Below are 12,577 nucleotides of genomic sequence, written 5' to 3'. Positions count from 1 at the left end.
AACAATACAGGTGTTCACGTGCAGAAGTACTTTAGTGAAGCGCGGCAGTTATTAGCGCTGGCTATCCCGGTTATCCTCGCGCAGGTTGCTCAAACCTCGATGGGCTTTGTCGATACGGTTATGGCGGGCGGCTACAGCGCCACCGACATGGCCGCCGTCGCCATCGGTACCTCTATCTGGCTGCCAGCGATCCTCTTTGGTCACGGCTTACTGCTGGCCCTCACCCCGGTGATTGCCCAGCTCAACGGCTCCGGTCGACGCGACCGTATCGCACAGCAGGTTCGTCAGGGCTTCTGGCTGGCTGGGCTTGTCTCCGTATTAATTATGGTCGTGCTGTGGAACGCGGGATATATCATCCGCTCCATGCATAACATTGACCCGGCGCTGGCGGATAAAGCGGTCGGCTACCTGCGCGCCCTGTTATGGGGAGCCCCTGGCTACCTGTGCTTCCAGGTGGCGCGTAACCAGTGTGAAGGGCTGGCGAAAACCAAGCCCGGCATGGTGATGGGCTTTATTGGTCTGCTGGTTAACATTCCGGTCAACTATATCTTTATCTACGGCCACTTTGGCATGCCGGAACTTGGCGGCGTAGGCTGCGGCGTCGCCACCGCCTCGGTCTACTGGGTGATGTTCTTCAGCATGTTCTACTACGTCCGCCATGCGGGCTCAATGCGCGATATCCGCAATAAAGAGCTTTTTTCCCGCCCGGATACGGCCATCCTGAAACGTCTGGTTTCTCTGGGATTGCCCATCGCGCTGGCGCTGTTCTTTGAAGTCACGCTGTTCGCCGTGGTAGCGCTGCTGGTCTCCCCACTGGGGATTGTCGACGTTGCTGGTCACCAAATTGCGCTGAACTTTAGCTCGCTGATGTTCGTACTGCCAATGTCGTTGGCGGCGGCGGTGACCATCCGCGTGGGCTTCCGTCTTGGGCAGGGTTCTACGCCGGATGCGCAGGTTTCCGCGCGTACCGGGCTCGGCGTCGGCGTGTGCATGGCGATGTGTACGGCCATTTTTACCACCCTGATGCGTACGCATATCGCGCTGCTGTACAACGATAATCCAGAAGTGGTGACGCTTGCCGCCCAATTGATGTTGCTAGCGGCGCTGTATCAGATTTCTGACTCGGTGCAGGTTATCGGCAGCGGTATTCTGCGTGGTTATAAAGATACCCGTTCGATCTTCTTTATTACCTTTATCGCTTACTGGGTGCTGGGGCTGCCGTGCGGCTACGTGCTGGCGCTGACCGATATCGTGGTGCCGCGGATGGGCCCGGCGGGCTTCTGGTGGGGCTTTATTATTGGTCTGACGTCGGCGGCGGTATTGATGATGCTGAGAATGCGTTTCCTGCAGCGTCAACCGGATGTGGTGATTCTTCAGCGCGCCTCGCGTTAACCATCCCGACGACGCTTCGCCTGGCCGGGCTACACTCAAATGTAGCCCGGACGAGGTGCAACGCACCGACTCCGGGAAGGCCCCGGAGTCGATTGACTTAGTATTGACTTAGTGGTGCAGCATCTCATCAACCACCTGTTTTTTGGTCAACTGATACGGATAATAGGTCGGCCAGTTATCCATTTCTGCCAACAGCGCGTCCTGAGACTGATTCCCCATAAAAATGTGGAAATGGCTGGACTTGCGCGGGCCAATAATATGGTCGCTGAACTGGACGAACTTCGGCGCAGCGCTGTTAGCATCCTGACATTCAAACAGATAACGCACGCCCTTCTTACCGGAGGTATAGGTCAGAATTTTGTGTCCCGCGTAGCGGTACTGGCATGAACTCACCTTGTCGCCCGAATGGAACTCCATCGTGCCGTTTTCGATGCCAATCATATTCACATCGGTGGCATAGCCTTTGCGGTAATACGCTTTAATCTGAGCGAAAGTTTTGCGCTTATCTTTATCGGCTTTCTGCTGGAAAACCGGGTCCAGGTCACCGGATAGCAACAAAGCGTTCACCGACTCCCACATACCCTCCCAGTCTTTCAGTTCGCGATCCTTGACGTCGCTATCGTTGAATACGCCCTCGGCTGCCTTTTGCTCCACCGCGGTTAACGGCTGTCCGTGATCGTGATGGCCATGCGCGAATGCCTGCCCTGCCATCACCAGCGCCCCCACTGCCAGCGTCACTTTACCCAGAAGTTTCATGATTATTTGTCCTTAACTGATGCGAGAAAAATGAGATGTTATATTATAACAATTCATATCTCAACCACACAGACCGTCCTGATTTTCCCTCGCGTCCATGCGAGCGCTGGATAAATAAAATGCTGCGAGATCAACGGATTTTCAGCAGGCGCGCTAAAACGCGCGCAATATGGGCAAAAGTTCTCCAGTCGGGTGAAATCACACATTTTCCGCTTGCCACCGACCGCCGCTGCCGCTAATATTCGTCCCCGTTGCCGCAAGCAACAATGCGTCTGTAGCTCAGTTGGTTAGAGCACCACCTTGACATGGTGGGGGTCGATGGTTCGAGTCCATTCAGACGCACCATTAATGCGTTTATAGCTCAGTTGGTTAGAGCACCACCTTGACATGGTGGGGGTCGTTGGTTCGAGTCCAATTAAACGCACCATTATGCGTCTGTAGCTCAGTTGGTTAGAGCACCACCTTGACATGGTGGGGGTCGATGGTTCGAGTCCATTCAGACGCACCATTCTGTTTTATCTCTGAAATATCCCTCTCAAGCATTCATACAAAACCCTTATGTAGCCATCATTTCACTCGCGCCTGTCGTGCAGCGAAATGGGAAGGTTTTCACCCTCCCAGAAGAAACGCTATTCCGCCCTTTCGATGCGTATATTACCGTGATCGAAATCCGCCGTCGGGGTATCAGGGCTCACCACCATCACATCAATTTCTTCGCAGGAAACCACTTTATAACGGGCTACCTGGGCGATTTTTTCTGCCGTGACGGCGGTAATCACCTCATTGCTCTGCGCAATAACCTGCTTCTTAAAACAGGCATCTTCATAATAGACCGCGCTCAACCCCGCCTGCAGATCCAGGCCACAGACGCCGACAAACGCCTGATCAAAAACCATCTCCCGCACCTGATTCACCGTGTCTGAACTGAGCGTGCTCCCCGTTTTCGGATTCACTTTGCCGCCCAAAAGAATCAGTTCACCGTGGGTTCTGGCGCCTAATGCCGCGGCGATTTGCGGGCAGTTGGTGACAATCGTGAGTTCAATATCCTCAGGGATAAACGCCGCCATCGCCAGGTAGGTCGAGCCGGAATCAATAAAAACGCAGGATTCTGGCTTCAACAGCTCAGCGCATTTACGCCCCACCAGCGACTTCTCAGAGACGTTTTGTTCAATGCGCGAGGCGAGAGAACTTGAGGCAATCAGCTGACTGACGGCACCGCCGTAGACTTTCTTGCACAGCCCCTGACGCGCCAGTTCCTGCAGGTCGCGGCGAATCGTATGTTCTGAGACCCCAAGCTGTCGCGCCACATCGGCCCCAATCACCCGGCCGGTTCTCACCAGCAGTTGGTGAATAAACGCCTGTCGCTGATCGGGTAAAGCATCATAATCAATCAAGGCAATCTCCCAAAAACGATCAATATATTGCACAATCTATCACAATGTATCATAGTGGCGCTATCTGTTAGCCCACTGTTGCCGTCAGGCAGGACTCTCCCGACATCATGGAGCATCGTGTGTGCATCACCTTACCCCAGGGTTTGAGCGCTCATCTGCAGCAGCTTGAGCAGCGGACCCACGCCTGGTTTAGCGCTCAGCCGGTCGCTTGCGCGGAAGATCTGTTCCTTAAGTATTACGCCGAATCCCGTCGCGGCAGTCTGAAACCGCTGTACGCCGCGCTCATTCAGCATGCCAGTGACCAGCAAATCGCCATTCAACCAGCCATTACCGACTGTCTGACCCGCGCGGCCTCAGCGACCTTTCCTGCGCCAGGGCGCGCCGTACGCCTGGTTCTTGGGATGCTGACCTACTGGCTTTCACAGTACCACAGTGGGCAACACCGTGAGCTTCCCGAGCCCCGTGAAGCGCGCGATATCATCGCCGGGATCTTACAAGATACGGTGATCTCCGTCGGCTAAACGTCAGCCGACATTTTCCGGGCAATATCGTGACGTTTATTCATAGCCATCATGCTCGATTGTGATGGATTCACACCAGGAGTTAACATGAGCAATCACCGTATTGGCGAAATTATCCTTGATGAAGCGACAATTGCGGCAGGCGTCCGCAGCGTGGCGATGCAGCTAAACCACGATTTTCACGATGCCGTGGTCATTACCGTGGTACCCGGCGGGATCCTCTTCACCGCCGACCTGACCCGGCAATTAGATTTTGATATCAGCATGGATTATATCTCCTGCCCCCATACGCCGGGCGATCGCCATAACGGTTCGACCATCGTCTATCACCAGAATATAGATATCACCAACCGGCACGTCATCGTGATTGACGACGCGATTGAATCCGGCGGCACCATGAAGCGTCTGGTTGCGCACCTGGCGGAAAACTATCGCCCCGCCTCTGTGTCGGTCGCGGTACTGTTCGTGAAGCCGGGTCGCGTGGAAATCCCGGTGAAGCAGTACTACGCGTGGGAGATGGAGAATGACGATCTACTGGTGGGCTATGGGATGCCGTGGGAAAACAAATACCGTAATCGGCCCAATGTGGCTCGGCTGATAAAATAATTTATTTTTTGTGCATCCGTTTCCTTTCTTCATTCGTATTAACAGATGAGGGCACATCAACCCTTCCTAAAACAACCAATGAGGGAAGTGAAAATGAAACAATTTCTTAAAACGATGCTTTTTTCTACCCTGATCGTCAACGGTGCTGCTCAGGCAGCGATGATGGACAACAGCACGGTGATGGTCGGCGGTGCTGCCATGTACCCTTCTAAAAATATTGTGCAGAACGCCGTGAACTCCAAAGATCACACCACGCTGGTCGCGGCAGTCAAAGCCGCAGGGCTGGTGCCAACGCTCGAAGGCACGGGGCCGTTTACCGTCTTTGCCCCAACCAATACGGCGTTTGAAAAACTGCCAGCAGGCACCGTTGACTCGCTGCTTAAACCCGAAAACAAACAAAAACTCACCAGCGTGCTCACCTATCATGTGGTTTCAGGGAAGCTCGATATGAAAGCGCTGGAGAAAAAAATTAAAGCCGGCGGCGGGAAGGCTGAGCTGAAAACCGTTAACGGTGAATCGTTGTGGGTGATGGCAAATGGGCCGCACAATATTCAGATTAAAGACGTGCGCGGCAATATCGCTAATATCACTACTTATGATGTCAATCAGAGTAACGGTGTGATCGACGTTATCGATACTGTGCTGATGCCGTAAAGCATTGCCTATACTGTGTGCAGCCACTCTTGGTGTGGCTGCACCTTTAAGGGAATCCGATGACAGCTAATGCGCCTCATATTCATGCCGGATTAATGAACCAGATAGCCTGCGGCGATAAAGATGCCCTGGCGCAGCTCTACCACCTCCTCTCCCCCAAGCTGCTAGGCATCATTCTGCGCATGGTCAGACGTCGTGACTGGGCCGAAGAGATCCTCCACGATACTTTTATTCAAATCTGGCAATCGGCCATCTATTACGACGAGCAGCGCAGCGAACCGCAAATCTGGCTCTGCCATATCGCCAGGAATCGCGCGATTGATTATTTGCGCAAGCATGAACATCGCTGTTGTTCGGTTGAGGAGATAAGCGAGGCCGAAGACAGCTTCCAGGCGCCACCGCCCGGCGATGACGTGCATCAGGAGGCGCGTCGGCTTCATCACTGCATGGACCATTTACCCGCCGAGCAACGCCAAAGTATCGCGCTGGCCTATTATCGCGGCCTGTCGCAAACCGAGATTGCCCTATCGATGAACCAGCCGGAAGGCACGGTGAAAAGCTGGATCCGCCGCGCGTTGACGCACCTCAGGGAGTGTATTGGCCTATGAGCACGGAAGAGAAAGAAACACTGTCAGCCGCCACCTATGTGCTGGGGTTAGTCGACCCACTGAAGCGACGGCAGCTAGATAAACGTCTGGATGAGGACGCCGATTTCGCCGCCGAAGTCACGCGCTGGCAGAAGGCGTTTAGCGCTATTGACGTCACCAGCCGCGAGGTTTCGCCTTCGCCTGGGCTTTGGCAGCTCATCGCGCGCGATCTGGTGCCACCTCAGACCGCTCACGCCGCTTCAACGGTGCGAAACCGTTCTCTGTTCTGGCTCGGCTGGGCGCTTGCCGCGGCGCTGGGCGGCGTTGTTATCTTCACTCAGGTGATAAAACCCGACGCCGCACCTGCCCTGCAGACCATTGCTATTCTTAGCGACAAGCATTCCGAACAGCAGTTCGTGGTGATGCTGGATAAATCGGTTTCCACGCTTCAGGTCTCGGCGCTGGATGTCACCTTGCCGCACGACAAAACGCTACAACTGTGGATGATCAAAGGCAGCGCCCCTCCGCGCTCACTCGGGCTTATCACCCAGCGTGACGGTAATACCTTCAAGCTCCCCGCCGAGGCGCTGGATAATCAAACCGTACTGGCCATCAGCCTGGAACCGCCAGGTGGCTCTCCGCTGCCTGGACCGTCCGGCCCGGTGGTGTATCAGGGCAGCGTCAGAGCGCTGTAGCGCAAGAACGCGCGTGGCAACGCGGTGTTGCCACGCTCGGTTTAGTGGGTCTCATCGAACTGCAGCAAGCGCCCGGTGTTGAGCAGCACCAGCAGCGTGCTGAGATTATGCAGCACCGCCGCAATCAGCGCGCCAGCCGAACCCAGCAATCCCATCGCCGCCGCAGCGACGATAAGAATTGTCCAGCCCAACCCGATAAAGACGTTGACCTGCAGCGTCGAACGGCATTTACGGCTCAGGCGGATAGCGCTCGGCAAGCGGCGCAAATCACCGCCCGCCAGCACTACGTCCGCCGACGCCAGCGCGATATCCGCACCGCTGCCGCCCATCGCGATGCCCACTGCACCCGCTTTTAATGCCAGCGCATCGTTGATGCCATCGCCAACGACCATTGGCCGCCAGCCGTCATCCACCATCTCCTGCACCTGACGCAATTTTTCCGCCGGTAGCGCTTCAGCGGCCAATTCATTAATGCCCGCTTGCTGTGCCACGCGCTCGGCAACCGCCAGCCGATCGCCGGTCAGCAGCTGTACACGGTTAACGCCCAGCGATTGCAGTTCAGCCATCACCGCAGGCGCTTCCGGGCGTAGGGTATCTTCCAGCAGGAACCAGCCGAGGAAAACGCCATCGAGCGCCAACCCGACTACCGGGCCTTCATGCTCAGGTAATGGCGATACCGGCACGTGATGCCGGGTAAACAGCGCCTGCCGTCCGAGTAGCGCAACGCCGTCATCGGTTGTCGCCGTAATACCGACGCCCTGAATCTCTTCGACCTCACGCAACCCGATGTTACCCGGCGCGGCCACGGTCTCCGCCAGCACCCGGCTAACCGGGTGGTTGCTGGTGGCACCCAGCGCAGCCGCCAGTTCAAGCACTCTCTCACGAGGGAGATCCGTCGCTAACACCGCTTCCACAAAGCTCAAACGCCCCTGGGTCAACGTTCCGGTTTTATCGACGATCAGCGCATCGACATCCGCCAGCTCCTCAAGAAAAGCCGCATTACGGATCAGAATACCGTGCCGCGCCGCGACGGCAATACCCGCCATCGCGGTGGCCGGAGCCGAAAGCACCAGTGCGCAAGGACACGCCGCGACCAGCACCGCCAGCATGGCCTGGCTGTTGTAGGTTAAAAACCAGGTGGTCGCCGCAATCAGCAGCACCAGAATAAGGTAGTGGCCCGCGTAGCGCTCGAGCATACGGGTGATCGGTGGTTTTGCCTGCTCGGCATCCTTCATCAGGGCGATCACTTTGCCGAGCGTCGACTGGTCGCCGGTATGGCTGACTTCAACACGCAGCAGGCCGTTCAGGTTGATACTGCCCGCAAAAACGTTCATGCCAGTTGTCGCCTCAACCGGTACAGACTCACCGGTGATGTGCGCCACATCGAGACTGGCCTGGCCGGAAAGAATTCGCCCGTCGGCAGGAACCCGGTCGCCCGGTCGCACCTCAACCACGTCTCCCGCTTGCAGATGCTGGCTGTCAACGGACTCCAGTTCACCGTTGGCGCGTACGCGTCGAGCCTGGCTGCGCGTCAGCTTGCTCAGCCCGGCGATCGCCTGACGGGTTCCCATCACGCTACGCTCTTCGAGGATATGGCCAAAAATCATGATCACCGGCAGCAGCGCGGCGGTCATTAAATCCCCCAGCGCCCAGGCACCGAGCATGGCCAGCACCACCAGCAGGTCGGTCACGCCGTGCAGGTCCGGGTGCAGCAGGCTGTGCCACGCGGCACGAAATACCGGCACCGCCACCAGCAGCCAGGCGACGCCGGCAAGAATATCGCTAATGCCGGGCTGGTCCGGGGCGATGGCCCGCCAGAGCAGGCTCAGCAACAGCAGGCCGATGGTGACCATGGTTAGCGTCAACTGACGCTGCATACGCCGCTGTTCGGCAGGCGTTTGTAGATTGCCGCTAAAGTGAATATGGCCGTGGCTACACTGATGGCTCATGGTTTTGTCTCGCTATTGGTTGGCGCAGTCGGCTGCGACGGCAATCCTTGCAGGATAAGACGGCTGTCGTCACCCGGTGCGACGGTAATCACCTGCCCCGCCTGCGCCAGAATATGAGCCACTTTGTCACGCCAGACGCGCTGGAGCAGCCCGCCATCGGTGCCGTCATGACGTGCCTGAGCCAGTTGGACAATGGTGCGGGTGTCAACGTTGGCCTGCGCCACAATTTCCTGACCACGTGCCTGCGCCTGGCCCAGCGTGCGGTCGGCCTGCTGCTGCGCCTGTTGGGTACGCAGCGCCGCCGCCGTGCGGGCGCTGGCCACCGTCTGCTCCGCTTGCTGTCCGGCAGCCAGCACGGCGTTAAACGCCGCCACGGCGTTCTCCGGCAATGAAGAGGTGATATCCACACGCTCAATACGAATGCCCGGATCGTTGCCTCCGGCGGCCAACCGCGTCAGGCTTTGCGCCATCGCCTGCTTAAAATCACTGCGCAGCTGAATACGCTGCTGCGCCGCACGACTGTCGTTTTGCAGCGTTTCAGGGCGGGTCACCAGAATCGAGTCCAGATCGCGGCCCACGCACACCACCGCCGCCGCGCGTTCTGCCAGACGGTCAATCAAGGGTTCAATATGCGGGCGCTGCAGCGCAAACTGCACCGGGTCGTCGACCCGCCAGAACACCCGCACGTTAAGCTGCACCACGCCCGCATCGCCGGTCAGCAAGTAGCCCGCACCAGCGCCTGCGTCGTTATCGCGGTCCCAGCTGTTAATCTGGCTTAGCTGCTGCTCCCGCTGCAACGCCCTAACGTCGCGTTCAAGAATGCGCTCCGAGCCCGGCACCCGCTCAACCCGTTCAATCGGGTACGGCCAGGCAAACAGCAGCCCTGCACCTTCCACTCGCACCGGTTTACCGAAGCGGTAGACCACCGCCCGGCTGTCCGGGGCTATCTGGTAGATGCTGGAAAACAGCCACGCGCAGGCGGCGATAATCGCCGCCGCGTAGAGCGCAAAAAAGGCCAGGCGGTACGACTGCCCCCACGGCGTGGATATCTGCGAATCACGCATCATGGTTTCGCCGTCTCTTTGAGATCATCCGGCCCCTGCACCAGCGCCCGGAACGGCTCTGCATCGGTGCGCAGCACCATACGGGTATTACCATTGACGATGGTGCTCAGCGTATCCAGCGAACGCAGCAAGTTATACAACTGCGGGTCGCTGGCCCAGGCTTTGCCGTAAATCGTTGCTGCATCGCGCTGGGCGTTCGCCACAATCGTCGCCGCCTTGACGGAAGCATCGGCCTCCACAATGCGCCCATCACGATCGGCCTGGGAATGAATCTCCGCCGCCAGACGTTTACCTTCCGCCGTACGCTCTGCCGCGATGGTTTCACGCTCGGCGCGCATACGGTCAACGGTGGCATTGAGGGTCACAGCCGGTAGCGTCAGTCGTTCAATGCCGGTCTGAATAACTTCAATACCGTAGCTGTTGAGCAACTGTGCTTTTAGCTGCGACTGAAGCGCCTGCTCCAGCTGGGCGATTTTCACCTTGCTGCTGTCGACGTTGACGATATCCGCCAGCGCATAGTTACTGGTGGTGGTTTCCAGCGCCGAGCCGATAAAGGTACGAATCTGGCGCGCCGCTTCATCCGGCTGGTTCTGTACCGCGCGGATAAAACGCAGCACGTTGCCGTCGTCCGGTTTCACCTTCCAGATAACCCACGCCTGCACCAGCACCCGCAGGCCGTCACGTGTCCCCACATCCTGCAAACCGCTGGAGGTAGAACGCACCCGCAGGTCAACGTTGATTGGCGTTTCAAACGGCGCCGGTAAACGCCACGCCAGCCCCGGTGATAGCAGCACGCGCTCCGGGTTGCCAAAACGGGTCACCACCGTCGCGCTGCCCGCGCTGACGTTAAGCAGACAGGCCGTTAGCACCGCTAGCGTCAGTAAAAAGGCCGCAATACCGAGCCGCAGCGCCCGCTTATTACGCAGCGGCGTGGGAGAGACGGTCTGACGCACGCCCACTTTTTCCGTACGCTGCGGAGGAACGATTGAATGGATCTTCATGGTTTGCTGGCCTTCTGTGGTGCAGTGCTATCGGAGAGCGCAGGATACTGGCGCATATCCAGAACAGGTTCATTGGTGCCCTGAAGATGACTATCCAGGATGAGAAGCGGCGTATGGGCCAGCGTCTGGCTCAGAATGTGGTAACGGCGCTCGAGAATAAAGGCCTGACCGGCCTGCTGCCAGGCCTGGCTGTCGGCGGCAAACTGTGCGGCGGCGGCCTGGGCGCGGGAGAGATTTTCCGCCGCAAACGCCTGCGCGTCGTTCTCGCGAGTTTCGGCGTTTTGTCGCGCGGCGTTGGTCACCGTCGCGGCATAGCCCCGCTCGCGTGCCACCCGTGCGCTGGCAGCAATTTGTGCGGCCTGCACGCCGTGATAGGCGTCGGCGGCCCCGGCTGGCGGATGGATGGCTTCGATACGGGTAGAGAGCAGCTCAACGCCGGTATCCAGCGCGGTTAAGCGCTGCTGGATTTGCTGATTGAGCGTCGTCGACAGGCTGGCGCGCTGCTCGTTGAGCAGTTCATCGAGCTGTTTGCTGGCAAACTGCGCCACCAGCACCTGACGGGCAATACTGCGGATCAGCACCGGCAAATCTTCCGCCTGATACTGGCTGTTGAGCGCATCTTCATTGCGCAGCCCGACGCGCCAGATAAGGCGGATATCCATGTTCACTATCTGGAAACTCTGCTTATCGGCGGCCTGGCTGGCAATCACCTGCGACTGGTCGGTCAGATGGCTACTGTCCCACAAACGCCAGCTATTCTGCGGTGCCGGGCCTTCAGCGCTGTCCGGCACATCGTTACGCGCCTTCTGCTCCGGCTCATCGCTCAGGCGCAGCTCATGCACCGCGCCGAACTCCACGGCGCGAACCCGGCCGAACGGCCAGGGCAGACCGGCGTGCAGCCCCGGCGAGAGCACCGCCATCGGGCGACCAAAGCGCTCGTAAATGCCCCGCTGATGCAGCGGCACCTGCGTCAATCCGCTCAGCAACCAGCCAAGCACCGCCAGCCCGCAAACCACCGGGACGATGGTTTTGCCCATCAGACGAAATGCCTGAACCTGGCGTAGATCGATGCCAAAGCGTTGTTCCAGCGTGTCGAGAACGAAAGCCAGCGGGCGTAGCGGCCAGCGATACTGCGCGGCAAGCAGGCTACGGGTTAGAAAACGGGGATCGGTGTCCTGTGGCAACGGGGTGGCCATCACCATCAGCACGCGCAGGAAATATTCCAATGCCACCAGCAGCACCAGCAGGCATCCCAGCTTAATAAGCCACAGCGTCAGCATCGGCGAGTAGGTCACCAGCAGCAGCGACCCGGCCAGCAGGAGCAGCAGGCTCAGCATGACGCGCGTCAGCCCGACATATTCCTGCTGGTAGCGCCAGTGGCGGATGGTCTTAAAACCAATGGTGCGTTCGATAACCAGCAGGCCGAAGCTGATGACCAGCAGAATGCCGGGGATGACCCGGCTTATCGCCGTGTCGGCTTCACTGGCGGGGCTGCGGTCAGCGAGGCCGGAAACGGCGAAAAAGATCGCCAGCAGCGACAGCACCGCGGTCAGCGCCAGGTGGTTTTGGAAATAGTTAAGCCAGCTCTGTATGGCGGGAGGGAGTAACTGACGCGGCCTCGCTGGGGGGGCTTCATCGCTTTGCGCCGCAGGGGCTGGGCTCTCATAGCGTATGGCGTTATCAACAAACGCCAGCGCCACCAGCACGATAGCCAGCAGCAGTCGGAACGTGGGTAGCCAGAGGCCGGTTCCTGCGATTAACAGCAGGAACGCGTAAATCAGGCCGACCAGCAGCAGTACGCCGTAGAGGGAAAATCTAGCAATGGTAAGACGCAAAAACAGGCGCGGATGCGGCGCCTTATTCTGCAATAGCGGTGGTAATGACACCCTGATGCTCCCAATGGTTTCGCCTACCCGGCTGCAACACATCTGGTAATAGCAGGAATGGCAAACGGATGC

At 58.2% G+C, this 12,577-nt stretch carries 12 protein-coding genes and 3 tRNA genes; 9 read left to right on the top strand and 6 right to left on the bottom strand.

What is annotated here, in order from left to right:
• Positions 1 to 18: 18 nt before the first annotated feature.
• Positions 19 to 1,392, top strand: a complete 1,374-nt coding sequence (gene mdtK, locus AB2B48_RS05065) for an MdtK family multidrug efflux MATE transporter (RefSeq protein WP_368300986.1) — start codon at positions 19 to 21, stop codon at positions 1,390 to 1,392.
• A gap of 108 nt (positions 1,393 to 1,500) precedes the next feature.
• Here the strand turns inward: mdtK and zinT are convergent, their stop codons facing one another.
• Positions 1,501 to 2,148 (bottom strand): metal-binding protein ZinT, encoded by a 648-nt coding sequence (gene zinT / locus AB2B48_RS05060; protein WP_185666137.1) that lies wholly within the window; start codon positions 2,146 to 2,148, stop codon positions 1,501 to 1,503.
• 268 nt (positions 2,149 to 2,416) lie between these two features.
• Here zinT and AB2B48_RS05055 point away from each other — a divergent pair.
• From AB2B48_RS05055 to AB2B48_RS05045, 3 genes are all read left to right on the top strand, one after another.
• A tRNA-Val gene (locus AB2B48_RS05055) sits at positions 2,417 to 2,493 on the top strand.
• Positions 2,494 to 2,498: 5 nt separating this feature from the next.
• Positions 2,499 to 2,575: transfer RNA gene (locus tag AB2B48_RS05050), tRNA-Val, on the top strand.
• Between the two features lie 4 nt (positions 2,576 to 2,579).
• Positions 2,580 to 2,656: transfer RNA gene (locus AB2B48_RS05045), tRNA-Val, on the top strand.
• A gap of 121 nt (positions 2,657 to 2,777) precedes the next feature.
• Here the strand turns inward: AB2B48_RS05045 and AB2B48_RS05040 are convergent.
• Positions 2,778 to 3,542 (bottom strand): DeoR/GlpR family DNA-binding transcription regulator, encoded by a 765-nt coding sequence (locus AB2B48_RS05040; RefSeq protein ID WP_333011684.1) that lies wholly within the window; start codon positions 3,540 to 3,542, stop codon positions 2,778 to 2,780.
• Positions 3,543 to 3,649: 107 nt separating this feature from the next.
• Between AB2B48_RS05040 and AB2B48_RS05035 the strand changes: the two genes are divergently transcribed.
• The 5 genes from AB2B48_RS05035 to AB2B48_RS05015 all read left to right on the top strand — a co-directional run bounded on the left by AB2B48_RS05035 (position 3,650) and on the right by AB2B48_RS05015 (position 6,605).
• Entirely contained in the window at positions 3,650 to 4,063 is a 414-nt protein-coding gene (locus AB2B48_RS05035) for a hypothetical protein (RefSeq protein WP_185666136.1), read from the top strand.
• Between the two features lie 87 nt (positions 4,064 to 4,150).
• A complete protein-coding gene (locus tag AB2B48_RS05030; RefSeq protein WP_220439758.1) occupies positions 4,151 to 4,669 on the top strand; it encodes a phosphoribosyltransferase in 519 nt (172 codons plus the stop codon).
• A gap of 93 nt (positions 4,670 to 4,762) precedes the next feature.
• The gene (locus tag AB2B48_RS05025; RefSeq protein ID WP_185666134.1) at positions 4,763 to 5,323 is read left to right on the top strand and encodes a fasciclin domain-containing protein; all 561 of its coding nucleotides are present in this window, start codon (positions 4,763 to 4,765) and stop codon (positions 5,321 to 5,323) included.
• Positions 5,324 to 5,382: 59 nt separating this feature from the next.
• Positions 5,383 to 5,931: an RNA polymerase sigma factor gene (locus AB2B48_RS05020; protein ID WP_185666133.1), complete on the top strand. Its 549-nt coding sequence runs from the start codon at positions 5,383 to 5,385 to the stop codon at positions 5,929 to 5,931.
• Positions 5,928 to 6,605, top strand: coding sequence for an anti-sigma factor domain-containing protein (locus tag AB2B48_RS05015; protein ID WP_368300985.1), 678 nt, complete (start codon positions 5,928 to 5,930; stop codon positions 6,603 to 6,605). Before AB2B48_RS05020 ends, AB2B48_RS05015 begins: the two co-directional genes overlap by 4 nt.
• 41 nt (positions 6,606 to 6,646) lie before the next feature.
• On the opposite strand, the gene AB2B48_RS05010 is transcribed toward AB2B48_RS05015, so the two are convergent.
• The 4 genes from AB2B48_RS05010 to hflK (AB2B48_RS04995) are packed head-to-tail and all read right to left on the bottom strand — an operon-like array spanning position 6,647 to position 12,505.
• Positions 6,647 to 8,554, bottom strand: a complete 1,908-nt coding sequence (locus tag AB2B48_RS05010) for a heavy metal translocating P-type ATPase (RefSeq protein WP_368300984.1) — start codon at positions 8,552 to 8,554, stop codon at positions 6,647 to 6,649.
• The gene (gene hflK, locus AB2B48_RS05005; RefSeq protein WP_368300983.1) at positions 8,551 to 9,621 is read right to left on the bottom strand and encodes a protease modulator HflK; all 1,071 of its coding nucleotides are present in this window, start codon (positions 9,619 to 9,621) and stop codon (positions 8,551 to 8,553) included. The genes AB2B48_RS05010 and hflK (AB2B48_RS05005) overlap by 4 nt, the downstream gene beginning before the upstream one ends.
• Positions 9,618 to 10,619: a protease modulator HflC gene (gene hflC / locus AB2B48_RS05000; RefSeq protein WP_185666130.1), complete on the bottom strand. Its 1,002-nt coding sequence runs from the start codon at positions 10,617 to 10,619 to the stop codon at positions 9,618 to 9,620. The genes hflK (AB2B48_RS05005) and hflC overlap by 4 nt, the downstream gene beginning before the upstream one ends.
• Positions 10,616 to 12,505: a protease modulator HflK gene (hflK, locus tag AB2B48_RS04995; RefSeq protein WP_368300982.1), complete on the bottom strand. Its 1,890-nt coding sequence runs from the start codon at positions 12,503 to 12,505 to the stop codon at positions 10,616 to 10,618. Before hflK (AB2B48_RS04995) ends, hflC begins: the two co-directional genes overlap by 4 nt.
• Between the last annotated feature and the right edge of the window lie 72 nt (positions 12,506 to 12,577).

Origin of the sequence: Kluyvera sichuanensis (assembly GCF_040930405.1) — a bacterium.
Lineage (GTDB): Bacteria > Pseudomonadota > Gammaproteobacteria > Enterobacterales > Enterobacteriaceae > Kluyvera > Kluyvera sichuanensis.
The sequence above is the reverse complement of the archived record's forward strand: the minus strand, read 5'-3'. Positions and strand labels throughout refer to the sequence as shown.